Source organism: Ruegeria sp. K3 (assembly GCF_056531845.1).
On the sequence record NZ_JBQFMM010000001.1, the window covers coordinates 204,260 to 226,939 of the forward strand.

Genomic DNA, 22,680 nt, shown 5'->3' on the forward strand with positions numbered 1-22,680 from the left:
TGCAAAAGCCGCCCCACGGGGCGGCTTTTTCTCAATCAGGGGCGCAAGATTGCGCCCCATACAATTACATGGTTGCACTTCGGTTCACGTGCCCCTTAACAAGGCGCCGGTTCACGCAACAAGGTCTGATCCCAATATGCGTCGCATTCTGTTTCTGCTGATCTTCGGCTTTGCCGGTCTGGGCCTGCTGCTGTCGCTGGGCACTTGGCAACTGCAGCGGCTGACCTGGAAACAGGAGGTGCTGGCCGAGATCGAAAGCCGCATCGCTGCCGATCCTGTCGCCTTGCCATTGCAGGTGTCCGAAGATGCGGACAAATACCTGCCGGTGACGGTCACAGGCGAGATCGAACCGGGCGAGATCCACGTTTTGGTTTCGGTCAAGCAGGTGGGGCCGGGGTATCGGATCATCCAGTCCTTTGCCACCGACGACCGGACTATTCTGGTGGATCGCGGCTTTGTGCCGACCACAGCCAAGCAGGCTGTTCGCCTGACTGGCCCGATGGAAATCACCGGCAACCTGCACTGGCCCGATGAAGTTGATGGCTACACGCCTGACGCAGATATTGACGGCAACATCTGGTTCGCCCGTGATGTGCCCAGTCTGGCCGCCGCGCTGGGGGCTGAGCCGGTGTTGCTGATTGCCCGCTCGGAAACCGATCCGAATGTAACGCCAATGCCGGTGGATACGGCGGGCATCCCCAACGATCATTTGCAATATGCAATCATCTGGTTTGGTCTTGCTCTGGTCTGGGCCGCAATGACCGGATACTTCCTGTGGCGCAGCCGTGCCAATTCCGAAAGTGACGCGACATGAAATACATCTCAACCCGCGGGCAGGCGCCCGAACTGACCTTTGAAGAGGCGATGCTGACCGGACTGGCCCGTGATGGTGGTCTGTACTTGCCCGCTGAAATTCCGGTGATGTCGCAGGACGAAATTGCTGCGTTGGCTGGCTTGTCCTACGAAGAAATCGCATTCCGCGTGATGTGGCCCTATGTGAGTGGCTCGTTCTCTGATGATGAGTTCAAAGATATCATAGCGCGCGCTTATGAGGGCTTCGGCCATGACGCCCGCGCGCCCTTGAAGCAGCTGAACGAGAACCATTTTCTGCTGGAGCTGTTTCACGGACCCACACTGGCCTTCAAAGATTTTGCCATGCAGCTAATCGGCCAGCTGTTCCAGGTCGCGCTCAAACGGCGCGAAGATCGCGTTACCATTGTCGGCGCGACGAGCGGTGACACCGGTTCTGCCGCAATCGAAGCGTTCCGTGGCCTGGATGCGGTGGATGTGTTCATCCTGTTCCCGCATGGCCGTGTTTCAGAAGTGCAGCGCCGTCAGATGACTACGCCTGCAGACAGTAATGTGCACGCTTTGGCGGTAGACGGCGATTTCGATGACTGTCAGGCAGCGCTCAAAGACATGTTCAACGACTTTGATTTCCGCGACGGTGTGAAACTTGCAGGCGTCAATTCGATCAACTTCGCCCGCGTGTTGGCACAGATCGTTTACTATTTCTCCGCCGCCGTCAGCCTCGGCGCGCCACATCGCAAGGTCAGCTTTACCGTGCCGACAGGGAATTTCGGCGATATCTTCGCAGGCTATCTGGCCAAACGTATGGGGCTGCCCATCGATCGTCTGGTGGTGGCGACCAACCAGAACGACATCCTGCACCGTTGCCTCTCAGGCGAGGGGTATTTCAAGGGTGACACGATCCCTTCGATCAGCCCGTCGATGGATATTCAGGTTAGCTCGAACTTTGAACGTGCACTGTACTACGCCTATGGCGAAGATGGCGGCGCAGTCGCTCAGTTGATGGACGAACTCAAGAGCGGAGGCTTCAATGTCAGCCAAGGCGCGATGGAGGCTCTGCGAGAAAGCTTTGACTCGGGCCGCGTTTCTGAGGACGAGACGCTTGAGACGATCAGGCGCACGATGGTCCACAGCGCCGAGTTGGTTTGTCCGCACACCGCCGTTGGGATCAAAGTGGCTGAAGACCACCGCGCTGCCGATGTGCCCATGATCACGCTCGCAACCGCGCATCCCGCGAAGTTCCCGGCAGCCGTCGAGAAGGCAAGCGGCGAACATCCGCCTCTTCCATCCCGCATGTCTGATCTGTATGAACGTCCGGAACGGGTGACCCGCGTTGCGAACGATCTGGGTGCCCTTGAGGATCATATCAGAAGGCATATTGCTGAGTGACAGTCAGACAGGACCAACTGAAGAACGGATTTCGTGTCGTCAGTGAACATATGCCGGGGCTGCAATCTGCGGCCATCGGCATCTGGGTAACCGCCGGTGGGCGGCACGAGCGGATCGAGCAGAACGGTATCGCGCATTTCCTTGAGCATATGGCGTTCAAGGGAACCCAGCGGCGTTCTGCGCTGCAAATCGCCGAAGCGATCGAGGATGTGGGCGGGTACATCAACGCCTATACCTCGCGCGAAGTTACGGCCTATTATGCACGCGTATTGAAGGACGATGTGGCGCTGGCCATGGATGTCATCGGCGACATCGTCCTGAACCCGGTATTCGACCCGCGCGAGATCGAGGTCGAGCGCGGCGTGATCCTGCAGGAAATCGGTCAGGCCTATGATACGCCGGACGATGTAATCTTTGACTGGCTGCAAGAGCAGAGCTATCACGACCAACCCCTTGGCCGCACCATTCTGGGCCCGACCGAGCGCGTCAGTGCGTTTTCCCGCGAGGACTTGTCTGGTTTCGTGGCCGAACACTACGGGCCGGAACAGATGATCCTGTCTGCAGCTGGAGCTGTGGACCACGATGCGCTGATGAAACTGGCCGAAGAGATGTTCGGCCACCTGCAGCCGCGCAAGGGTCTGATCCCCGACGCTGCGCGGTTCACTGGTGGTGAGGCGCGGCAGGAGAAAGAACTGGAGCAGGCGCATTTCGCGCTGGCGCTGGAAAGTCCGGGCTATCGCGATGATGCGATCTATACGGCCCAGATTTACTCGACCGCTCTGGGTGGAGGCATGTCCTCGCGCCTGTTTCAGGAAGTGCGCGAAACTCGCGGGCTTTGTTATACGATCTTTGCTCAGACCGGTGCTTATGCGGATACCGGTACGACAACGATTTACGCAGGCACCTCGGCCGATCAGGTGGGCGAATTGGCGACGATTACCATCGACGAGATGAAGCGCGCTGCCGAAGACATGAGCGCAGAAGAGGTTGCCCGTGCGCGGGCCCAGATGAAGGCCGGGATGCTGATGGGGCTGGAAAGCCCATCGAACCGGGCCGAACGTCTGGCGCGACTGGTGCAGATCTGGGGACGTGTGCCCTCGCTTGAGGACACCGTGGCCAAGATCGATGCGGTCAGCACCGAGGACGTGCGTGCCTTTGCCGAAGACATGGCAGTCAAAGCCCCGGCCGCGCTGGCGCTTTATGGCCCGGTCTCGGGTGCACCGTCACTGGCTGACTTACAGGAGAGGCGCGCGGCTTGATGCTGTTAGGCAGACGCAAGCTGAAACTCGAAACCGAGCGCTTGACGCTGCGCCCGCCCATGCATTCCGACTTCAACGACTGGACCGCCTTGCGGCGTGCTTCAAAGGACTATCTGGTGCCGTGGGAGCCGGTTTGGGCCAAGGACCATCTGAGCCGAAAGTCGTTTACCAACCGGGTCTATTGGGCCCAGCGCTCAGTCGCGAGTGGAACGGCGATACCTCTGTTCCTGTTTCGTCGCACAGACAATATTCTGCTGGGGGCGATCACGTTGGACAATGTTCGCCGTGGTCCGGCGCAGGCTGGCACCTTGGGTTATTGGACCGGGCAAGCCTTTGCGCGTCAGGGGTTCATGCGCGAAGCAATTGGCGCCGTTGTTCATCACGCCTTCACCCGTCTTGATTTAAGCCGGATCGAGGCCGCGTGTTTGCCTGAGAACAAGGCCTCTCGCGGTCTGCTGGAAAGCTCAGGCTTCAAATACGAAGGCGTGGCGCAGTCTTATCTGCAGATCAATGGGCGCTGGCGAACACATGTTCTGTATGCCAGCCTAAGGTCCGATCGTCGGGGCAAGACTGAGGCAGGCTAGAGGGCTCTGCCGCCAGGCATGGCAAGCCTCCTGTCCTGGAGATATCCGTGGCCAGATCAACAAGGGCATGACTTGTTGGCCCATTGCGCTACACTTGCCCTATGTGGCGGTTTGTTGCGGGACTGATGATGATTGCAGGCGGGGCTGTGGCGCAGGAGCGGCGGCCTAGTCACTGCATCGCCATCGCAGATGCGGCACCGGGGATTGAATATCTTCACAAAGCGGCGTGGCAGGATCCCGTGCCCGAGTTTTCGGTTCGTATCAGCTATGTCGCGCATGCATCGTTTCTGATCCAGACACAGGGCGGGCTGAACGCGGTGACCGATTTCACCGGTTTTATCGGCGGCGCTGCGCTAATTCCTGACGTGGTCACAATGAACCATGCGCACAGCACCCACTGGACTGCCCATCCCGATCCGGCCATCCCGTATGTCTTGCCGGGCTGGGGCGAGTTCGGCGAAGGCATCGAGCACCATCTTGATCTGGGTGAGATGCTGATTCGCAATGTGTCGACCGATATCCGTTCGGCCTATGGCGGTATTGAAGATCGCGGAAACTCGATCTTTGTGTTCGAGGTCGAGGGGTTGTGCATCGGCCATCTGGGGCATCTGCATCACATTCCGTCGGATGAACAATTCGCTGCACTGGGTCGGCTGGATGTGGTCATGGCGGCGGTGGACGGAGGCACCACGATGCCCTTGCCCGAGATGGTTCAGGTTCTGAAACGCCTCAAAAGCTCGGTCATTATCCCGATGCATTGGTTCTCGGACTTTTCGATCCAGCGGTTTTTGGTGGATATTCGGGATGAATTCCCGGTTGAACGGGATGGGGTGTCCGAGATTGTCGTCTCGTTGCGCACGCTGCCCGACAGGCCGACGGTTGTGGTGCTGGAGCCTCAGTACCTGATAGAGCTGGAATAGGGCTTGTCGCGGCCCGTGGCCTTTGGCAGGGAAGAGCCATGAAACTGAACCCTGCAGACAGCCGCCTTGCCGAAGCAATCAGAGCCCAATTGGGTGCTGACGTTTTGCGCCCGATTGCAGATCGTTACCTTGAAGAGCCGCGTCAGCGGTTTGTCGGGCAGCCCGGTTTGCTTGCCTTGCCACGCACTGTGGAAGATGTGTCGGCTCTGGTGCAATTGGCCGCAGACGCTCGGGTGCCTGTTGTCCCTTATGGCGGCGGCACCGGTCTGGTAGGAGGGCAGGTTTATCCGGATGGTCCTGTCCCTTTGATCGTTTCCCTGGAACGGATGACGGCGATACGGGCGACTTACCCCACCGAGAACATACTTGTGGCCGAGGCCGGTGCGATTCTGGCCGACGTCCAGGCCGCCGCTGAAGATGCGGACCGTCTATTTCCCCTGTCGCTGGCTGCGCAGGGTTCTTGCCGGATTGGCGGCAATCTGGCCACCAATGCGGGTGGCGTGAATGTGCTGCGCTATGGCAATGCGCGCGATCTGTGCCTGGGGCTTGAGGTGGTATTGCCCAGTGGTGAGATCTGGCATGGGCTTAGCCGGTTGCGTAAGGACAACACCGGTTATGACCTGCGTAACCTGATGATCGGGTCCGAAGGGACACTTGGCATAATTACGGCGGCGGCGTTGAAGCTGTTCCCGCGACCCAGGGGCGTTGGAACCGCAATGTTTCAGGTCTCCTCACCCGAGGCTGCCATTGATCTGTTGTCAGTGGCGCGGGATCAAGTGGGGGAAGCGGTCAGTACGTTTGAGTTGATCCATGGGCAGGGACTCAAATTCCTGACCGAGGTTTTGCCCGACGTGCGGCAACCCTTTGCGGCAAAACCGGAATGGAGTGTGTTGATCGAGCTGGGCCTGTCTGTCGGCCAAGACCCTTCGGACATGCTTGAGGCGATTTATGTCGCCGCTGATGAGCGCGATCTGGTCCGCGATGCGGTCATCGCGCAGAGCGAAGCACAGCGGTCAGATCTCTGGGCCGTGCGCGAGCGCATCCCCGAGGCCAACCGGCTGATCGGGTCAGTTTCCAGCCATGATATCTCGGTCCCGATTTCCCGCATTCCAGAGTTCATTCGGCGCGGTGCGGATGTGGTGGCTGGGCAGGGGCCGTTTCGCGTGAACTGCTTTGGACATCTGGGCGACGGTAATCTGCACTATAACGTGTTTCCACCTGCCGGGCAAGATAAGGCGGAGTTTGTCGCACAGCGGGGCGCGGTCAAACGCGCGGTACATGATCTGGTTCAAGAATTTGGTGGATCGGTCAGCGCCGAACACGGTGTTGGTAGGCTCAAGACAGATGATCTGGAACGCTATGGTGATCCGGTCAAGTTGCAGGCCATGAGGGCGATTAAAACAGCGCTTGATCCTCAGGGGATTATGAACCCCGGGGTGGTTCTGGCCTAATAGACGCGCCCCGGACGTATACCGGGGCGCTGCGGTTCTTTACGACGCGGGCAGAATGACCTTGTCGATCACATGGATCACGCCGTTCTCGGCTTCGATATCGGCTTGCACAACGTTGGCATCATTCACCATGACGCCATTGTCGAGATCGATGGTGATATCTCCGCCCTGCACGGTGGCGGCGGTCATGTCATCGGACAGATCACCCGACATCACTTTGCCCGGGACAACGTGATAGGTCAGCACTGCGACCAACTGGTCCTTGTTTTCGGGCTTCAGAAGATTTTCGACCGTGCCCTCGGGCAGCGCTGCAAAAGCCTCATCCGTTGGGGCGAAAACGGTGAACGGCCCTTCGCCTTTCAGCGTTTCAACCAGTTCGGCGGCCTGAACGGCAGCGACGAGCGTTTCAAAACTGCCCGCGCCCACCGCAGTATCGACGATATCCTTGGCGTGCCCATCTGCCAAAGCAGAGGTGGTCAACAGAAAACTGGCAACTCCAGCAACAGCGAATTTGCGCAACATGACATGATTTCCCTTGTTGAGAATGCCTTAGGTGGCATCATTCGGGGTACGCAGTCAGGTCGCGACAAGATCACAGAATCCAGAGGCAACTGTTTCTTGAATGTGACCCCAATCGCGCTAAGCCTGCGGCGCACGCGATTTCCAGTCACGAGTTTGTGAAGTTTGTGGAGATCAGAGCCCTTCGAACTCGCACAGAACGTGCACGTCCATGCCCAAATCTTCCAGCGCTTTGCGACCACCCAATTCGGGCAGATCGATGATGAACGCGCATGAGATGATCTCGCCGCCCAGCCGTTCGATCAGCTTGATCCCCGCGGCGGCGGTGCCTCCGGTAGCCAGAAGATCATCAACGACCAGGATCTTCTCACCCGGCTGGATGGCGTCATCGTGAATTTCGACGATCGCCTCGCCATATTCCAGCTTGTAGTCCTGGCTGATCGTGGTGCCGGGCAGTTTGCCCTTTTTGCGGATCGGCACGAATCCAACGCTCAGCTGGTGGGCAATCGCACCGCCCAGAATAAAGCCGCGCGCCTCAAGGCCCACAACTTTGTCGATTCGCTCACCGGCGTAAGGGTGCAACATCTGGTCGATTGCCATGCGGAACCCACGCGGGTCGGCAAACAGGGTGGTGACATCGCGGAACATGATCCCTTCATGCGGGAAATCGACGATGGTCCGAATGTAATCCTTGACCGTTTTGTTTCTGGACATGGGCCACCCCTTTGGCATCAAACACGCGCGGGGTATTTCGCCCATAAGGTGGGGTCATGCAAGAGAACTCTGGCCCCTGCGGCTACTTGCTGCGGCCGCGCATGGCGTTAGGCAGGCCGTAGTAGCGATACAGCGCGTTCGGAAGCCAGGACAGGTGCGGCTTGCGCCAGTTGCGTTGATCCCGAAGAAGAATGGCTTGCGCGACATGAAGGTTCATTGCTTTAATCTCACTTTTGCTGTTATGTGCGCGATATCTACATTTTATATTCTATGTATATACAATGCATCGCGCTTAGAATCAAGGGCAGGACGGGGACTGGACGTGTGACCAAGAAAGATGGAAAGAAATCTACCAAGAAAAACAGTCAGTTGATTTTGCGTCTCGACAAGGATGAGCGCGATGCATTCGTCGAGTTGTGCAGGGATCTGGACACCTCCGCCGCCCGCGAAATTCGCCGGTTTATCCGGGGGTTCATGAAGGAAAACGCTGAAAACTGAAATCACGCCGGGCGGCGCAGAACCGCTGTGGCGATGCCCATTCCGATCAGGGTCAACCCTCCGAACCGGGTCATGGTCGTGATGACATTCGCGCGTCCGATCATCCGGCGCAGCTTGTCCGCCAGCAGCGCGTAGGCCAGCGCGTTCAACCCCGCGAGACCCACAAATGTTGCGATCAGGATCGCGAATTGCGGACCCAAAGGCTCGGCTGGACGCAAGAATTGCGGTACGAAAGCGATGAAGAAGGCAATGGATTTCGGGTTCAGCGCGGTGACTGCAGCGGCATGGCCAAAAACACTGCGGGCGGTCACGTCACGTTCGGTTTCAATTGCTTGCAGCCCGCCCGACGGTGCGCTGCGCAGGAGTTTTACACCCAGCCAGACCAGATAGGCTGCCCCAACCCATTTCAGCACGGTAAACAGTGTGGCAGAGGCCAGCACCAGCGCCCCCAGCCCCAGCAGCGACGCGGTCATCGCCACCAAATCCCCCAATGCGACCCCAGTGGCCGAGGCAACCGCCACACTGCGTCCTTTCGACAGCGCATAGCTAAGCACCAGCAACACGGTCGGGCCTGGGATCAGCAGCAGCGCAGTCGAAGCGGCCACAAAGGCCAGCCAGATTTCAATGGACATGGAGTATCCTATTAGAGTGTTTCCCACACCAAGCCTTGGCACGACGTATTGGTCAAGGCTTTGCGGGCCATTCTCGTGGTGAAACACCGGCTCCAACGGGTTGGCGTTCGGATTTGCGAAGCCGGGGTCGCCTAAATACCGAGGACATGGGGCAGGGAATTCAGGCGTGCAATGCGATCTGGGATTGCCGCAACAGGTTTAAGATTGGATGAAGCTTGGCTTATGCATCTTGAAACGCCTCCAATGTACCCCACTCTCGCAATGCGACCCAAAGGAGGGAGCCATGGTTCAAACCCAACACGCTGAGGCCGATACCGGCCGCGCCAGATCCGGTGTCGAGCGCCTCAAAAGCATCTTGGTAGGACTGCTGTTGGCCGGGGCGATCTTGTATGCGGGCGTCCTCGGATACATGTTTTTCAACCAGCAATCTCTGCTGTACAAACCCGAAGGTACGTTACCGGATCCGGCTTCGGTGGGGTTGTCGGATGTTGATGCGCTGTCGCTGACAATGGCTGATGGTACTGCCCTGACGGTCTGGGCTGCACCCGCTGCAATCCCGGATGCACCGACCGTCCTATTCTTCCACGGCCAAAGCGGCAATCTGGGGGACCGTGCTGAACGGCTGCGCGAAATCCTCAACTCGGGCTACGGGCTGCTTGCCCCCAGCTATCGCGGCTTTCCGGGCAGCGAAGGCGAGCCCTCGGAACTGGCGCTGATCTCTGATGGAGTTCAGCTCTATGACAGGCTGGCGGGTCAGGGCGAAGCTGTGGTGCTGCACGGTCAGAGCCTCGGCACCGGCATTGCTGCCGCTGTGGCAGCCGAGCGTCCCGATGCAGAACTTCTGGTGCTTGAGGCCCCGTTCACTGCAACCGTTGATGTCGCGGCGGAACGCTATCCTTTCCTGCCGGTCTCAGCCTTGATGAGGGATCAGTTCGCCACACGTGATCTTATCGAACAGATCTCGGTGCCGACGTTGATTTTTCACGGCACCGAGGATGAAACTATTCCACTGCATCACGGAAAAGCTCTGGCCGAGATGTCCGATACCGCGCAGATTTACGTGATCCCCGACGGTACCCACAACGATTTGTGGTCGCATGGCCTATGGGACGAGGTGCAAAAGAACCTGTCTCAGAACTGAGTTCATAACACCCGCCCAGCCACAGCATCCAGCTTGGCCAACAATTCCGGATCGCGCTTTTCAGGCGCGGTCAGGATGGCATACTCCAGCGCCCGGTCGCAGCCATGCGGGCAGGGCGCACGGTCGGTCCCCAGCAGAGTGGGTAGACCTTTGACCAATGCCCGGCCTTTTTCCGCATTACCGGTCAGCGTGGCGATGATGGCGGCCACGTCGACTTCACCGTGATCAGGGTGCCAGCTGTCATAGTCGGTGACCATGGCAATTGAGGCATAACAAAGCTCGGCCTCGCGGGCGAGTTTCGCTTCGGGCATGTTGGTCATGCCGATCACGTCGCACCCCCATTGTTCGCGATATAATTTGGATTCCGCCAATGACGAGAATTGCGGTCCTTCCATCGCCAGATAGGTTCCACCTCGGTGGATGGTGATACCAGCCGTCTTGCCAGCAGTCTCACAAGCGTCCGACAGGCGCGGGCAGGTCGGATGCGCAACACTGACATGGGCGACGCAGCCAGTCCCGAAAAAGCTCTTTTCACGGGCAAATGTTCGATCGATGAACTGATCCACGATCACGAAATCACCCGGCGCCATATGTTCGCGGAACGACCCGCAGGCCGAGACTGAGATTACATCCGTTACGCCAAGCCGTTTCAACGCGTCGATATTGGCGCGATAGGGCACCTCGGTCGGCGAGTGCACATGTCCGCGACCGTGACGCGGCAAGAAGGCCATTTCGACCCCATCCAGCGACCCGGTCAGGATCTGATCCGACGGATCGCCCCATGGCGTTTCTACTGTGACCCACTCGGCATTCTCCAGACCATCGATGTCATAAATGCCCGATCCTCCAATGACGGCGATTATTGTTTGGGTCACGAGTGCTCTCCATTGAAAATTCCTGCTGTGTGAGTTCTGCGGGCCACAGCTTCATTTGACAAGTGGGTTCAACGGTTTGTGTGTGCTTGGGTCAAGCTATGCGCAGGGCGCATATCAGGGTCCCGCCTGGCGCGGTATCTCAAGACCGGTTTGACCGCTAGAAGGCCCCTTTCGCGCGAACAAAACCGACCAACAGGACCGATCCATGCCCCGAGCCATGCTGGCAAGCTTTGCCAATCGTATAGCCAAACCCGATTTGCGCTGGGTCCCGGATGAGGGATTGACCTTTTCCCGCCTGCGGATCGAACTGCTGTCCGGTCTCACCGTCGCCTTGGCGCTGGTCCCCGAAGCCGTGGCCTTTGCCTTTGTCGCCGGGGTGCACCCTCTGGTCGGGCTTTACGCGGCGTTTCTGGTCGGTCTGATCACTGCGTTGATCGGTGGTCGCCCCGGCATGATCTCGGGCGCGACCGGGGCGCTTGCGGTTGTCATGGTCGCACTGGTCGCACAACACGGGGTCGAATACCTGTTCGCAACGGTGGTGCTGATGGGGATTATGCAGATCATCGCAGGTGCGATGCATTGGGGCCGGTTCATCCGACTTGTGCCGCATCCGGTGATGCTGGGCTTTGTGAACGGCCTGGCGATTGTGATCTTTCTGGCGCAGCTGGGGCAATTCAAAGTGCCCGGAACCATGGAAAATACCGGCCACGGCATGGGCGGTGGCGAGTGGCTTTCAGGCCTACAGCTCTACACAATGCTGGGTCTGGTTTCTCTGACCATGGCTGTGATCTGGATCATGCCCCGCATCACCCGCGTCATCCCAGCGCCTCTGGCCGGGATTTTTGTTGTCGCTGCTTTGGTCATTGGCATTGGGCTGGACGTCCCGCGTGTCGGTGATCTGGCTTCGATCGAAGGCGGCCTGCCCAGCTTCCATATACCTATGGTGCCGCTGAACTGGGAGACCTTTGAAATCATCCTGCCCTATGCCCTGATCCTTGCCGCAATCGGTCTGATTGAATCCCTGCTGACGCTGAACCTTGTGGGTGAGATTACCGGCAAGCGCGGTGGTGCCTCGCAGGAATGTATCGCGCAAGGCACAGCGAACGTGGTCACTGGCTTCTTCGGCGGTATGGGCGGTTGTGCGATGATCGGTCAGTCGATGATCAACGTGAAGTCAGGCGGGCGCACGCGTATCGCAGGTATCGCTGCAGCGCTATTTCTGTTGCTCTTCATCCTCGTGGGTTCGCCTCTGATCGAGCAGATTCCACTGGCCGCACTTGTCGGTGTGATGTTCATGGTGGTGATCGGAACCTTCGCCTGGAATTCGCTGAAGATCATGCGCAAGGTGCCTTTGATGGATGCGTTCGTGATCGTACTGGTGACAGTCGTCACCGTGATGGAAGACCTTGCGGTGGCTGTTGTGGTAGGTGTGATTGTCTCTGCCCTGGCTTATGCATGGAATAACGCCAAACGCATCCACGCGGTTACGCGCGACTCGGAAACGGAAGAAGGGGCGAAGGTCTATGAAATTCAGGGCCCGCTGTTCTTTGGCTCGTCCGAGGGCTTCGTGGAGCTGTTCGACGTAACAAACGACCCCGAGACCGTCATCATCGACTTTGCAGCCAGCCGTGTCGTGGACCAATCCGCGCTGCAGGCTATCGAAAACATCGCCGCCAAATACGAAGCGGCTGGCAAACGCGTCATGCTGCGGCACCTGAGCCGTGACTGTCATACACTGCTGAACAAGGCCGGCCATCTGATGGTCGACAGCGATGATGACCCGGATTACGAACTGGCTGTGGATTATTCGGTCCGCACCGGTATTCTGGGCGGGCACTGAATACGCGAAAGGGCGGCCGGATTGGCCGCCTTATATCTCAGAAGCAATGCGCTCCAACGCATCGATATTGCCTGAAAGCAAGGCATCTTCGGCCCGAGTGATTGTTTCTGCGGGCCAATCCCACCATCGCAAGTCTTGCAGCCTTTCAATCACATCGTGATCAAAACGATAGCGCCGGACTTTTGCCGGATTTCCGGTAACGACTGCATAGGGTGGAACCTGACCCCGCACGACCGAGCCTGCGCCAACAATCGCGCCATTTCCGATCTGCGCTCCGGGTAAAATCAAAGCTCCGTAACCGATCCAGACATCGTGCCCGATAACGGTATCACGTGTATCAGGCTGGTAGCCTGACATGCGATCCGGATCGAAGATTGGAAATGGAAAGCAGGTCAAGCCATCGGTCGCGTGATTTGCGGAGGCAGTGATAAACCTTACTCCATGAGCGATTTGGCAGAACTTGCCCAGCATCAGCTTTTCTTCTGAAAAGGGAAACAGATACGGTGCAAGCCGCTGCGCCCAGTCCTTCGGCGCATCGAAATCCGAAGCATAAGTGTAAGCTCCGGCCTCAAAGCGGGGATGATCGATGGCCTGAGACAGAAACACTGTTCCGTTGTGGCTAGAGCCGTCGGGCAGAACAATCGGATATCTGCGTGTAGGATCAGGCAGTGGCATTAGTCATCCGGGCGTGAAAGGCTGAACAATTCTGTCACCACAGAATAGTCCCGATAACCCAACCGCGCGAGCGGGTTGAATGAGGTCACGTCAAATTTGCCGTCACGGATGTGGTCATCGTGCAGGTGCACACCAGTGACCTCTCCGAACACCACCCGATTGGACTCACCCGGCAGAGTTACGATCTGGGTAAGTTTGCATTCCAGCGCTGCGGGCGCTCCCTCGACCCGAGAGCAATTTATGGTTTCGCATTCAACGGGTGTCAGCCCAGCATGTGTGAACTCGTCGACGTGCTTTTCCAAACCCTCTGAGCTGGCATTCATTGCGTCGCGATGCGCATGGGCCACCACGTTGACGCAGAATACCTTCGTGGCCTCGATATTGGCGATGCTGTCCTTGCCGCCATCCTGATCGTGTTTGGAGCCGGTTGAGGCGAACATCACCTGGGGCGGTGTATAAGCGACACCATTGAAGAAGGAATACGGGGCCAGGTTGTTGATCCCGTCAGCATCGCGCGTCGAAATCCAGCCGATCGGGCGTGGGGTTATGATGGCGTTGAAGGGGTTGTGTGGCAGGCCGTGGCCGTCTTCGGGGCGATAGAACATATGGACTCCAAGCGTTTGCCCAAGGCCTATCGAAGTGCTAGGGCGATTTCCAGCAAGGATAAGAGGGCGCGCGTGCAGCAATTCAAGATCAGGCCGGAAGAGCCGGAAGACTGGTGGGAGGTCGAAGCGCTCTATGACCTGTGCTTTGCTCCGGGGCGCGAGGCGTTGTCGTCTTATCGTCTGCGCGATGACGTGCCGCCTGTCGCTGGCCTGTCGCAGGTCGCGCGCGATGGGCAGGGCATTCTGGCTGGTGCAATCCGGTTTTGGCCCGTGCATGTGGGTGAACATGACGCGCTGCTGCTAGGTCCAGTGGCGGTCCACCCGACCCATCAAGGCGAAGGGTTGGGCGGATATCTGATCCATCAGGGGGTAGAGGCCGGGCGCGCCAAAGGGTGGGATCGCGTCATGCTTGTGGGCGATGCGCCCTATTATGCCCGGTTCGGGTTCACCCCGCTGACGGGTGTCGAAATGCCCCCGCCCACCAACCCTGATCGCATACTGGGTTTGGAATTGACCCCCGGAGTTTGGTCCGAAATTCAGGGGCTTGTTAGTCGCTGGACCCGTTGACCCATTGAAAACCCGCTGCAAAGTCCCGATGTTTTCAGGACAGGAGGGCACAGATGCAGGACGTGGTTCTTGTCGAAAAACTCGATCCCGAGGCCGAGCTTGATCGGCTTGCGCAGCTGTACGGTGCGGCAGGTGGCGCAGGAGTGAATCTGCTGAACAAGCTTGGTGGTTCGGCGGAATCCTTATTGGATCAGTTACCTAAGCCGGTGCGAGAAGGTCTGACCGAAGCAACCGAACAGGCGCTTTGGCTTGCCATGCATGCGGCCGAAGGCTCTCGGCGTGCCGTGCCGGACCAGAAACCATGGGTCAACACAGCCTTGACTACTGCCATGGGCGCAGCCGGAGGTCTGGGTGGAGTTTCCACAGCACTTGTCGAGCTGCCCGCGACAACCGCCATGATGCTGCGCGCGATCCAAGGCGCAGCGATGCGGGAAGGATTTGATCCGACCGCCGAGAACGTGAAATTCGACTCGATCCGAGTGTTGTCAGCCGCAGGTCCTTTGGCCGAGGATGACGGGGCTGATCTGGGCTTTTTCTCAATGCGCATGACCCTGACCGGACCGACCATGCAACGCCTCATTGCGATGGTGGCGCCGCGCCTGTCCGTAGTGCTGGGCCAGAAGCTGGCGGCGCAGTCTGTACCGTTGCTTGGGGCGCTTGCCGGGGGCGGTACAAATTTTGTCTATACCCGCTACTACCAGCAGATCGCGCATGTGCATTTTGGGCTGCGTCGATTGGCGATTGATGCCGACATACCTCATGACGAGCTGGTGCGGCGCTTGTCGGGGCGGATGGCTCTTAATAAGGGCGCTTTCCCGTAAAGCTTGGCAGACTTTGCCGGATATGTTAAATATCACTTTATAAACCGCAACATAAGCGGAGCGAGCAGTGGATATGAACCGTGTTTGACGGACGCAGTATTGATGCGATTGCCGGGCTTTCGGCGGAAAACCTCTCCCTTTCCGGGGCGCTGCCTGTTTATGCTCAATCCGCTGCGCTTTGCTATCGAACCAATGATGACCTGCCAGAGATTTTGTTGATCACAACGCGCAGGGCGCGGCGCTGGATCATCCCGAAGGGGTGGTTGATCAACGGGCTGACCCCGTCTGAAACAGCCGCCCGCGAGGCCTGGGAAGAGGCTGGTGTTTTGGGGCAGTGCGGAAGCGAAAGCCTTGGTCGGTTTGCCTATATCAAGAACCGGCCTGGCAAGCCATCGGCGCTGTGTCTAGTTGATGTGTTTCCGCTGCATGTGCAGCGATTGGAGGCGCAGTTTCCCGAAGCGGGTGAGCGCAGGCGCAAATGGGTTTCGCCCAAAAAGGCATCGTTGAAGGTGTCGTCGCCCGATCTCGCTGCGCTTTTGGGCGGATTCGGGTTGCATCGGCAATAGCGGGCCAAGATCAAGACTTGATATTGCCATGTTGGTCGGTATCTATTCGCCAACCGGACTTTGGATGTGATATGATTCAATACGCATTGAAATGCAGCAATGACCACAGCTTTGACAGTTGGTTTCAATCCGCAGCCGGCTTTGACAAACTGTCAGCGGCCGGGTTGGTAACCTGCGCGGTATGCGGCTGCGACAAGGTGGAAAAGGCGGTGATGACACCGCGTGTCCGGCCTGCGCGCAAGGCGGTGACCGAGGTTGCACCAGCGCAGCCTTCTGCGGATGAGATCAGCATGGCAACACCTTCGCCCGAGATCGCTGAGGTCCTCAGCGAACTGCGTCGAAAGGTCGAGGAAAACTCGGACTATGTGGGCAAGGATTTCGCCAAAGAAGCCCGCAAAATCCATCTGGGGGATGCGCCCGAGCGCGCGATCTATGGTGAGGCCAAGCCCGAAGAGGCGCAATCGCTGATTGAAGACGGCGTGCCGGTCGCACCGTTGCCGTTTGTTCCTAGCCGCAAGACCAACTGACCCATGCACATCGTTATTACGGGCACGAACCGAGGGATCGGGAAATCCATTGCGGATCAGTATCGTGCAGAAGGTCATGAAGTGACCGGAACTGCCCGGGACGGTAGCGCAGATATCGTGCTGGATGTCACGGACCCAGAACAGCACGCTGCAATGGCCGAGCAACTGCGAGGCCGCCAGATTGACCTGCTGATCTGCAATGCGGGCGTTTATCTGGACAAAGGACACGACATTAGTGGCTATCCCGCCGAGATGTGGGCGCAAAGCTTCGCCGCCAACGTGACAGGCGTGTTTCTTACCATCCAGTCCTTGTTGCCGAACCTGTGTACCGCGCGGGGCCGGATCGCCATCGTTTCGTCTCAGATGGCGTCACATACGCGCGCGCCGGGTGGCAGCTATATCTACCGTGCGTCAAAGGCGGCGGCGCTGAATTTGGGCCGCAACCTAGCGACTGACCTACAGGCGGATGGCATTGCGGTGGGAATCTACCATCCGGGCTGGGTGCAGACGGACATGGGCGGATCTGCAGCAGAGATCACGGTCGATCAGGCGGCAAACGGCTTGATCGAGCGATTTGCGGCTCTCTCGCTCGATACTACCGGTTGTTTTGAAACCTGGGATGGTCGGGCGCACCCTTACTGAGAGTTCAGGGCCGCCTTGGGGATTTCGTAGACTTCACCGGGATCAATGAAGATCACCATGATATCACCGCGTGTCTCATAGGTCAGTTTCGATGTCGAACTGCTGGAATCCGGCACGCCTTTGGTGAAGTAAATCCGCCGGACCTCGCCAGTGTTCAACTGAACCGCCAACGTCGCCGTTCCATCTTCGCGCTTCCGCAATTCGGCCGGACAACTGGCCAGTGTATCACCTGCCAATGCAGCGCATGGAACGGTGCCTAATGAGTTCTCGCCATCCGTTCCCGATAGGGTGGCCACTTGGGCATTTGCGGCAGTCGAAACCAGGCTTAGGGCAAGGGCAAAGCGGAACATTGAAATCCTCGTGGAATAAGACTTTGACCGAACGCTTACACCACGCGCGACCAAAGTAAAGCACTGCGGTGCAGACTTTGCCCACTTGCCCTTGCGCCCCCCCTCGCATAAGAGGCACGGGATCAGAAATTCAAGGCGCGGAGACACTAGCCCCCATGCCCGTACTCGTGATGAAATTCGGCGGCACATCGGTCGCCAATCTGGACCGGATCCGCCGTGCTGCCAAACGGGTTGGTGTCGAGGTAGCCAAAGGCTATGACGTCATCGTCATCGTTTCGGCGATGTCCGGCAAGACCAACGAGCTGGTGGGCTGGGTCGATGAAATCTCTCCGCTCTATGACGCGCGCGAATATGATGCCGTTGTCTCCTCTGGTGAAAACGTTACAGCTGGCCTGATGGCGCTGACCCTGCAGGAAATGGACATCCCGGCGCGCAGCTGGCAGGGTTGGCAGGTGCCGCTGATCACCAACGGTGCCCATTCAGCGGCCCGGATCGAAGAAATCCCGCCCGAGAATATCAACCAGAAATTCGGCGAAGGGATGCGCGTTGCGGTGGTCGCGGGCTTCCAGGGCATCAGCCCCGAAGGTCGCATCACCACGCTGGGTCGGGGCGGTTCGGACACCACCGCCGTGGCTTTTGCTGCCGCTTTCGAAGCCGAGCGCTGCGACATCTATACGGATGTGGACGGTGTCTATACGACCGACCCGCGCATCTGTGAAAAGGCGCGCAAGCTGGACAAAATCTCGTTCGAGGAAATGCTCGAACTGGCCTCGCTGGGGGCCAAAGTGCTTCAAACCCGCTCGGTCGAGCTGGCGATGCGCTACAAGGTGAAACTGCGCGTTCTTTCAAGCTTTGAGGAACAATCCGACGAGGCCGGTACACTGGTCTGCGACGAGGAGGATATCATGGAATCCAATGTTGTGGCCGGTGTGGCCTATTCCCGCGACGAAGCCAAGATGACCGTCGTTTCCGTGGCGGACCGCCCCGGCATCGCCTCGATCATCTTTACCGCGCTCAGCGACGAGGGCGTGAACGTGGACATGATCGTCCAGAATATCTCGGACGAAGGGCGCACCGACATGACTTTCTCCTGTCCGACCAATCAGGTCTCCCGCGCCGAAAAGGCATTGCTGGCGATCAAGGATCAGGGTGAGCTGAACTACGCCGAACTGGTTGCGGATGAGGATGTTTGCAAGGTCTCAGTTGTCGGGATCGGTATGCGCTCGCAATCCGGTGTTGCGGCCAAGATGTTCAAGATTCTCTCGGATGAGGGGATTAACATCAAGGTCATTACAACCTCCGAGATTAAAATTTCCGTCCTGATCGACAGGAAATACATGGAACTTGCGGTTCAGGCACTGCATGATGCCTTTGAACTGGACAAGGCGGCCTGAGCTTTCAGCCAAGTGTCCTGTCTGAAACCGTAACGTGGGTGGGCCATGGCGGAAGGCACGGAAACAGAATCTCGCAAGTTGCTGGGACGGCTGCGCGAAGAAATGGCGAGCGAAGCCGCCGGTCAGGAACGTCTTGACCGGATCACGCACCTGATCGCCGACAGTACCGGTCGTGAAGTTTGCTCGATCTACCTGTTTCGGGATGAGGATACGCTTGAACTGTGCGCCACCGAAGGTCTGTCCCCAGAAGCGGTGCACAAGACGCGGATGCGTATGGGCGAAGGGCTGGTTGGTCGCGTTGCCAAATCTGGCAAGGTGGTGAATACGGCGAACGCGCCCTCGGCCAAGGGCTTTCGGTACATGCCGGAAACCGGCGAGGAACGGTATTCGTCCTTTCTTGGTGTGCCGGTACAGCGTCTGGGTCAGAAACTGGGCGTGCTGGTGGTTCAGTCCCGGGACGCGCGCGAGTTTTCGGCGGATGAGGTTTATGCGCTGGAAGTTGTCGCGATGGTTCTGGCCGAAATGGCCGAACTGGGCGCGTTCGTCGGCGAAGGCGCGGCCTTGTCACCGCTGCACCAGCAATCGGTGCAACTTACCGGTGGCCCGGCGCAGGAGGGATCTGCTGAAGGCCATGTCTGGCTGCATGAACCTCGTGTTGTTGTCACCAATCCCATTGCCGAAGACCCGCATCGTGAGCGTGAGCGGCTGACCGAGGCCGTTGAAGAGCTACGCGTCGGCGTCGACAAGATGCTTGAGATTTCTCAGGGCGGCGACAAAGAGCAGTTGCAGGTTCTGGAAGCCTACCGGATGTTCGCCAACTCCAAGGGTTGGATGCGCCGGATGGAGGAGGACATCGCTCTTGGTCTCAGCGCAGAGGCGGCGGTCGAGAAAGAACAATCTCAGGCGCGGGCTCGCATGGGGCAGGTTACCGATCCGTATTTACGTGAACGGTTGGCCGATCTGGACGACCTCAGCAATCGGTTGCTGCGAATTTTGACTGGACAGGGTAACGGAAATGGGGCTGACCTGCCGCCCGATCCGATCCTAATTGCGCGAAATATCGGCCCCGGTGATCTGCTGGAATATGGCCGTTCTCTCAAAGGGATCGTGTTGGAAGAAGGCTCGGTCGGAAGCCATGCCACTATCGTGGCGCGCGCGTTGGCGATCCCACTGGTGGTGCATGTAGGCCGCATCACCACCGAAGCCCTGAACGGCGATCACATTCTGGTTGATGGCGATAGCGGTGTCGTTCATCTGCGCCCCGAAGACACCGTCGTCAGTGCGTTCCGTGACAAAATCGCGATGGAGGCCAAAGCGCAGGAGCGCTACGCCTCGATCCGTGAAACGCCCACCGTTACTCAGGATGGTGCGCGAATCAACATGGTGATGAATGCGGGCCTGATGGCCGATCTGCCCTCACTTAGCAATTCTGGTGCCGAGGGCGTGGGCCTGTTCCGCACCGAACTGCAGTTTCTGATCCGCAATCAGATGCCCAAGCGATCCGAGCTGGTAACGCAATACAAACGGGTTCTGGATGCTGCGGGCGAAAAGCGTGTGGTGTTCCGTACACTCGATATCGGGTCAGACAAAGTTCTGCCCTATATGAAGCATGTGGAAGAACCGAACCCTGCGCTGGGCTGGCGGGCGATCCGGGTGGGTCTGGACAAGCGCGGCGTGATGCGGATGCAGTTGCAGGCGCTGATCCGGGCCGCCGATGGCCGCCCCCTGACGATCATGTTCCCGTTTGTCGCGCAGGCTGACGAATTCCGTGAGGCGCGCTGGGAGGTCAAGAAAACGATCGAGCGTGAACGGCGTCTGGGCCATGTTCTGCCTGAATCGCTCGAAGTGGGGGCGATGCTGGAAACGCCTTCACTTGCCTTTGCGCCGCAGAAGTTCTTTGACGAAGTCGGCTTTATCTCGATCGGTGGGAACGACCTGAAACAGTTTTTCTTCGCCGCCGACCGCGAAAATGAACTGGTTCGCCGTCGCTACGATACGCTGAATGTCAGCTTTCTGAGTTTCATTGAACGTATCGTTGAGAGATGCTCGATCTCGGACACACCGCTCAGCTTCTGTGGCGAAGATGCCGGTCGCCCGGTCGAGGCGCTGTGTCTCGCGGCCATGGGCATCCGTACCCTTTCGATGCGCCCGGCCTCAATCGGGCCGGTCAAAAGCCTGTTGTTGCGGTCGAACCTTCAGGATGTGCGTAAAATTATCGCCGATGCCCGCCATCGTGGGGAACAATCCGTGCGTCCGGCGGTGATGGACTGGCTGCGGACGCAGTCCTGACTGATCTTCCGCGATGCCAGCTGCAAATCCGCGCTTGATTTTTGCGCTCAGGTTTTCTATTCAGCCGGTGAATGTTAGCGATAACATAGCTAATGACGCACATGCGTTTTAATCCCGGGCTGAAACCTCGCTTATGCTGGCGGGGAATTCGAAAGGAGCCTTGCAATGGTCTCACGCGTAATTCCGGTAGATCCGTTCGACCTTGTGTTGTTCGGCGCGACGGGCGATTTGGCGCAGCGTAAAATCCTGCCGGGCCTCTATCATCGCTTCGAAGTCGGCCAGATGCCTGAGAATGCGCGCATCATTGGAACCGCCCGATCCGACATTGACAGCGACGGGTTCCGTGAACAGCTGCGTGCGTCGATGCAAGAGTTTGCGCCGGGTTTTAAAAAGGATACGCTTGATCGCTTTCTGTCCCGCGTCGAGTATGTTCCGGTAGATGCGCTTGGCGATGCGGGTTGGTCTGACCTTGCGAAAACGCTGCGACCGGATGTGGTACGCGCTTTCTATCTGTCAGTAGGCCCAAGCCTTTTCTCGGGCATCGCCCAACGTCTGAACGAGCACGGCCTGTCCACACCTGACAGTCGTATCGTGGTCGAGAAACCCTTTGGTCACGATCTGGCATCAGCCAAAGCGTTGAACGAAGGGCTGCGGGCCTGTTTTGAAGAACATCAGATTTACCGGATCGATCATTATCTGGGCAAGGAAACCGTGCAGAACCTGATGGCGCTGCGCTTTGCCAATTCGCTTTTCGAACCGCTCTGGAACGCCACTCATGTTGATAACGTCCAGATCACCGTGGCCGAAACCGTGGGCGTCGAAGGGCGCGGTGCTTATTATGATCAGTCCGGCGCGATGCGGGACATGATCCAGAACCATCTGGTTCAATTGCTGTGCCTGACAGCGATGGAACCGCCTTCGAAATTCTCACCCAACGCGGTGCGCGATGAGAAAGTCAAAGTGATCGAAGCGCTGGAGCCGGTGGAACCCAAGGATATCGCTCGTGGTCAGTACCGCACCGAAAAAGGGGGCGATGGCTATCTGGATCACGTCGGCAACCCCGCCAGCCGTACCGAAAGCTTCATTGCGCTGAAGGCGCATATCGGCAACTGGCGCTGGGCCGGTGTCCCGTTTTATCTGCGGACCGGCAAGCGCCTGCGCGCACGTGAATCCGAGATTGCAGTGTTCTTCCGCGACCCGCCGCATACGATTTTTCCGAATGTCGGCCCATTGCATGGCAACGTGCTGGTGATCCGCCTGCAACCGGACGAAGGCATCACGCTCCGCACCACCATCAAGGAACCGGGGCAGGGCGGGTTCCGCCTGTCCGACGTTGCACTCGACATGAGTTTCGCTGATGCGCTGGGCGACCACGGCCAATCCCCGGATGCCTATGAACGCTTGATCATGGATGTCATCCGCGGCGACCAGACTTTGTTCATGCGCGGGGATGAAGCCGAGGCCGCATGGGCCTGGGTCGATCCCATCATTCACGGCTGGGAAGAGCGTGGCGATAAGCCCGCGAAATACGATCAGGGCAGTTCGGGGCCCGAAGAAGCATTGATGCTGATGCATCGCGATGGGCGCCGCTGGCGTCAGATCGGAGGGTAAT

Annotated in this window: 25 protein-coding genes; 17 read left to right on the forward strand and 8 right to left on the reverse strand. The window is 58.4% G+C overall.

Annotated features, from left to right (window positions below; all coding sequences use genetic code 11):
• The first annotated feature begins 136 nt into the window (after positions 1-136).
• The 6 genes from ACR0MP_RS00960 to ACR0MP_RS00985 all read left to right on the forward strand — a co-directional run bounded on the left by ACR0MP_RS00960 (position 137) and on the right by ACR0MP_RS00985 (position 6,413).
• Entirely contained in the window at positions 137-814 is a 678-nt protein-coding gene (locus tag ACR0MP_RS00960) for an SURF1 family protein (RefSeq protein WP_170511377.1), read from the forward strand.
• A complete protein-coding gene (thrC, locus tag ACR0MP_RS00965) occupies positions 811-2,199 on the forward strand; it encodes a threonine synthase (RefSeq protein ID WP_170404296.1) in 1,389 nt (462 codons plus the stop codon). The genes ACR0MP_RS00960 and thrC overlap by 4 nt, the downstream gene beginning before the upstream one ends.
• Positions 2,196-3,458, forward strand: coding sequence for a M16 family metallopeptidase (locus ACR0MP_RS00970; RefSeq protein WP_170736494.1), 1,263 nt, complete (start codon positions 2,196-2,198; stop codon positions 3,456-3,458). Before thrC ends, ACR0MP_RS00970 begins: the two co-directional genes overlap by 4 nt.
• Positions 3,458-4,042 (forward strand): GNAT family N-acetyltransferase, encoded by a 585-nt coding sequence (locus ACR0MP_RS00975; RefSeq protein ID WP_170397308.1) that lies wholly within the window; start codon positions 3,458-3,460, stop codon positions 4,040-4,042. The genes ACR0MP_RS00970 and ACR0MP_RS00975 overlap by 1 nt, the downstream gene beginning before the upstream one ends.
• 128 nt (positions 4,043-4,170) lie before the next feature.
• Positions 4,171-4,962, forward strand: coding sequence for an MBL fold metallo-hydrolase (locus ACR0MP_RS00980; protein WP_480885877.1), 792 nt, complete (start codon positions 4,171-4,173; stop codon positions 4,960-4,962).
• Between the two features lie 38 nt (positions 4,963-5,000).
• A complete protein-coding gene (locus ACR0MP_RS00985; protein WP_480885556.1) occupies positions 5,001-6,413 on the forward strand; it encodes an FAD-binding oxidoreductase in 1,413 nt (470 codons plus the stop codon).
• A 39-nt stretch (positions 6,414-6,452) separates the two neighbouring features.
• Here ACR0MP_RS00985 and ACR0MP_RS00990 read toward each other — a convergent pair whose 3' ends face one another.
• From ACR0MP_RS00990 to ACR0MP_RS01000, 3 genes are all read right to left on the reverse strand, one after another.
• Complete coding sequence (locus ACR0MP_RS00990) at positions 6,453-6,935, reverse strand: fasciclin domain-containing protein (protein ID WP_170397302.1); 483 nt, start codon at positions 6,933-6,935, stop codon at positions 6,453-6,455.
• A gap of 171 nt (positions 6,936-7,106) precedes the next feature.
• The gene (locus tag ACR0MP_RS00995; protein ID WP_010441681.1) at positions 7,107-7,646 is read right to left on the reverse strand and encodes an adenine phosphoribosyltransferase; all 540 of its coding nucleotides are present in this window, start codon (positions 7,644-7,646) and stop codon (positions 7,107-7,109) included.
• 82 nt (positions 7,647-7,728) lie between these two features.
• A complete protein-coding gene (locus tag ACR0MP_RS01000) occupies positions 7,729-7,863 on the reverse strand; it encodes a hypothetical protein (RefSeq protein WP_255612018.1) in 135 nt (44 codons plus the stop codon).
• A 107-nt stretch (positions 7,864-7,970) separates the two neighbouring features.
• On the opposite strand from ACR0MP_RS01000, the gene ACR0MP_RS01005 reads away from it, so the two are divergent.
• Complete coding sequence (locus ACR0MP_RS01005) at positions 7,971-8,144, forward strand: hypothetical protein (RefSeq protein ID WP_170404284.1); 174 nt, start codon at positions 7,971-7,973, stop codon at positions 8,142-8,144.
• A gap of 2 nt (positions 8,145-8,146) precedes the next feature.
• Here the strand turns inward: ACR0MP_RS01005 and ACR0MP_RS01010 are convergent, their stop codons facing one another.
• Positions 8,147-8,776 (reverse strand): LysE family translocator, encoded by a 630-nt coding sequence (locus ACR0MP_RS01010; protein WP_170397298.1) that lies wholly within the window; start codon positions 8,774-8,776, stop codon positions 8,147-8,149.
• A gap of 283 nt (positions 8,777-9,059) precedes the next feature.
• Between ACR0MP_RS01010 and ACR0MP_RS01015 the strand changes: the two genes are divergently transcribed.
• A complete protein-coding gene (locus tag ACR0MP_RS01015) occupies positions 9,060-9,917 on the forward strand; it encodes an alpha/beta hydrolase (protein WP_170404281.1) in 858 nt (285 codons plus the stop codon).
• Positions 9,918-9,919: 2 nt separating this feature from the next.
• Here ACR0MP_RS01015 and ACR0MP_RS01020 read toward each other — a convergent pair whose 3' ends face one another.
• On the reverse strand, positions 9,920-10,792 hold the full coding sequence (locus tag ACR0MP_RS01020; RefSeq protein WP_170404278.1) for an S-methyl-5'-thioadenosine phosphorylase: 873 nt from the start codon (positions 10,790-10,792) through the stop codon (positions 9,920-9,922).
• Positions 10,793-10,997: 205 nt separating this feature from the next.
• Between ACR0MP_RS01020 and ACR0MP_RS01025 the strand changes: the two genes are divergently transcribed.
• A complete protein-coding gene (locus ACR0MP_RS01025; RefSeq protein ID WP_480885559.1) occupies positions 10,998-12,632 on the forward strand; it encodes a SulP family inorganic anion transporter in 1,635 nt (544 codons plus the stop codon).
• Positions 12,633-12,662: 30 nt separating this feature from the next.
• On the opposite strand, the gene ACR0MP_RS01030 is transcribed toward ACR0MP_RS01025, so the two are convergent.
• Together ACR0MP_RS01030 and ACR0MP_RS01035 are read right to left on the reverse strand one after the other, a co-directional pair.
• On the reverse strand, positions 12,663-13,307 hold the full coding sequence (locus ACR0MP_RS01030; RefSeq protein WP_170736492.1) for a CatB-related O-acetyltransferase: 645 nt from the start codon (positions 13,305-13,307) through the stop codon (positions 12,663-12,665).
• Complete coding sequence (locus ACR0MP_RS01035; RefSeq protein ID WP_170511439.1) at positions 13,307-13,912, reverse strand: flavin reductase family protein; 606 nt, start codon at positions 13,910-13,912, stop codon at positions 13,307-13,309. The genes ACR0MP_RS01030 and ACR0MP_RS01035 overlap by 1 nt, the downstream gene beginning before the upstream one ends.
• A gap of 72 nt (positions 13,913-13,984) precedes the next feature.
• Here ACR0MP_RS01035 and ACR0MP_RS01040 point away from each other — a divergent pair, with 72 nt between their 5' ends.
• From ACR0MP_RS01040 to ACR0MP_RS01060, 5 genes are all read left to right on the forward strand, one after another.
• Entirely contained in the window at positions 13,985-14,479 is a 495-nt protein-coding gene (locus ACR0MP_RS01040) for a GNAT family N-acetyltransferase (RefSeq protein WP_170397287.1), read from the forward strand.
• 53 nt (positions 14,480-14,532) lie between these two features.
• Positions 14,533-15,300: an EcsC family protein gene (locus ACR0MP_RS01045; protein ID WP_170404266.1), complete on the forward strand. Its 768-nt coding sequence runs from the start codon at positions 14,533-14,535 to the stop codon at positions 15,298-15,300.
• Positions 15,301-15,380: 80 nt separating this feature from the next.
• Positions 15,381-15,866, forward strand: coding sequence for an NUDIX hydrolase (locus ACR0MP_RS01050; RefSeq protein ID WP_170736487.1), 486 nt, complete (start codon positions 15,381-15,383; stop codon positions 15,864-15,866).
• 71 nt (positions 15,867-15,937) lie between these two features.
• Positions 15,938-16,393 carry a DUF1178 family protein gene (locus ACR0MP_RS01055; RefSeq protein ID WP_170736481.1) on the forward strand — a complete coding sequence of 152 codons (456 nt, stop codon included), beginning with the start codon at positions 15,938-15,940 and terminating at the stop codon, positions 16,391-16,393.
• Between the two features lie 3 nt (positions 16,394-16,396).
• A complete protein-coding gene (locus ACR0MP_RS01060; protein WP_170424264.1) occupies positions 16,397-17,035 on the forward strand; it encodes an SDR family NAD(P)-dependent oxidoreductase in 639 nt (212 codons plus the stop codon).
• Here ACR0MP_RS01060 and ACR0MP_RS01065 read toward each other — a convergent pair.
• Entirely contained in the window at positions 17,029-17,385 is a 357-nt protein-coding gene (locus ACR0MP_RS01065) for a hypothetical protein (RefSeq protein ID WP_170397277.1), read from the reverse strand. The two genes, ACR0MP_RS01060 and ACR0MP_RS01065, sit on opposite strands and share 7 nt — an antisense overlap.
• A gap of 155 nt (positions 17,386-17,540) precedes the next feature.
• Here ACR0MP_RS01065 and ACR0MP_RS01070 point away from each other — a divergent pair, with 155 nt between their 5' ends.
• The 3 genes from ACR0MP_RS01070 to zwf all read left to right on the forward strand — a co-directional run bounded on the left by ACR0MP_RS01070 (position 17,541) and on the right by zwf (position 22,679).
• On the forward strand, positions 17,541-18,779 hold the full coding sequence (locus ACR0MP_RS01070) for an aspartate kinase (protein WP_170397275.1): 1,239 nt from the start codon (positions 17,541-17,543) through the stop codon (positions 18,777-18,779).
• Between the two features lie 45 nt (positions 18,780-18,824).
• Positions 18,825-21,068: a phosphoenolpyruvate--protein phosphotransferase gene (gene ptsP / locus ACR0MP_RS01075; protein ID WP_170404255.1), complete on the forward strand. Its 2,244-nt coding sequence runs from the start codon at positions 18,825-18,827 to the stop codon at positions 21,066-21,068.
• A gap of 165 nt (positions 21,069-21,233) precedes the next feature.
• A complete protein-coding gene (gene zwf / locus ACR0MP_RS01080) occupies positions 21,234-22,679 on the forward strand; it encodes a glucose-6-phosphate dehydrogenase (protein WP_480885562.1) in 1,446 nt (481 codons plus the stop codon).
• Position 22,680: the final 1 nt, after the last annotated feature.

What these genes read in the sequence shown, in the direction of transcription:
- ACR0MP_RS00960 (WP_170511377.1), top strand. Translation starts at nt 137, where the DNA reads ATGCGTCGCATTCTGTTTCTGCTGATCTTCGGCTTTGCCGGTCTGGGC.
- thrC (WP_170404296.1), top strand. Translation starts at nt 811, where the DNA reads ATGAAATACATCTCAACCCGCGGGCAGGCGCCCGAACTGACCTTTGAA.
- ACR0MP_RS00975 (WP_170397308.1), top strand. Translation starts at nt 3,458, where the DNA reads ATGCTGTTAGGCAGACGCAAGCTGAAACTCGAAACCGAGCGCTTGACG.
- ACR0MP_RS00980 (WP_480885877.1), top strand. Translation starts at nt 4,171, where the DNA reads ATGATTGCAGGCGGGGCTGTGGCGCAGGAGCGGCGGCCTAGTCACTGC.
- ACR0MP_RS00985 (WP_480885556.1), top strand. Translation starts at nt 5,001, where the DNA reads ATGAAACTGAACCCTGCAGACAGCCGCCTTGCCGAAGCAATCAGAGCC.
- ACR0MP_RS00990 (WP_170397302.1), bottom strand. Translation starts at nt 6,935, where the DNA reads ATGTTGCGCAAATTCGCTGTTGCTGGAGTTGCCAGTTTTCTGTTGACC.
- ACR0MP_RS00995 (WP_010441681.1), bottom strand. Translation starts at nt 7,646, where the DNA reads ATGTCCAGAAACAAAACGGTCAAGGATTACATTCGGACCATCGTCGAT.
- ACR0MP_RS01000 (WP_255612018.1), bottom strand. Translation starts at nt 7,863, where the DNA reads ATGAACCTTCATGTCGCGCAAGCCATTCTTCTTCGGGATCAACGCAAC.
- ACR0MP_RS01010 (WP_170397298.1), bottom strand. Translation starts at nt 8,776, where the DNA reads ATGTCCATTGAAATCTGGCTGGCCTTTGTGGCCGCTTCGACTGCGCTG.
- ACR0MP_RS01015 (WP_170404281.1), top strand. Translation starts at nt 9,060, where the DNA reads ATGGTTCAAACCCAACACGCTGAGGCCGATACCGGCCGCGCCAGATCC.
- ACR0MP_RS01025 (WP_480885559.1), top strand. Translation starts at nt 10,998, where the DNA reads ATGCCCCGAGCCATGCTGGCAAGCTTTGCCAATCGTATAGCCAAACCC.
- ACR0MP_RS01030 (WP_170736492.1), bottom strand. Translation starts at nt 13,307, where the DNA reads ATGCCACTGCCTGATCCTACACGCAGATATCCGATTGTTCTGCCCGAC.
- ACR0MP_RS01035 (WP_170511439.1), bottom strand. Translation starts at nt 13,912, where the DNA reads ATGTTCTATCGCCCCGAAGACGGCCACGGCCTGCCACACAACCCCTTC.
- ACR0MP_RS01045 (WP_170404266.1), top strand. Translation starts at nt 14,533, where the DNA reads ATGCAGGACGTGGTTCTTGTCGAAAAACTCGATCCCGAGGCCGAGCTT.
- ACR0MP_RS01055 (WP_170736481.1), top strand. Translation starts at nt 15,938, where the DNA reads ATGATTCAATACGCATTGAAATGCAGCAATGACCACAGCTTTGACAGT.
- ACR0MP_RS01060 (WP_170424264.1), top strand. Translation starts at nt 16,397, where the DNA reads ATGCACATCGTTATTACGGGCACGAACCGAGGGATCGGGAAATCCATT.
- ACR0MP_RS01065 (WP_170397277.1), bottom strand. Translation starts at nt 17,385, where the DNA reads ATGTTCCGCTTTGCCCTTGCCCTAAGCCTGGTTTCGACTGCCGCAAAT.
- ACR0MP_RS01070 (WP_170397275.1), top strand. Translation starts at nt 17,541, where the DNA reads ATGCCCGTACTCGTGATGAAATTCGGCGGCACATCGGTCGCCAATCTG.
- ptsP (WP_170404255.1), top strand. Translation starts at nt 18,825, where the DNA reads ATGGCGGAAGGCACGGAAACAGAATCTCGCAAGTTGCTGGGACGGCTG.
- zwf (WP_480885562.1), top strand. Translation starts at nt 21,234, where the DNA reads ATGGTCTCACGCGTAATTCCGGTAGATCCGTTCGACCTTGTGTTGTTC.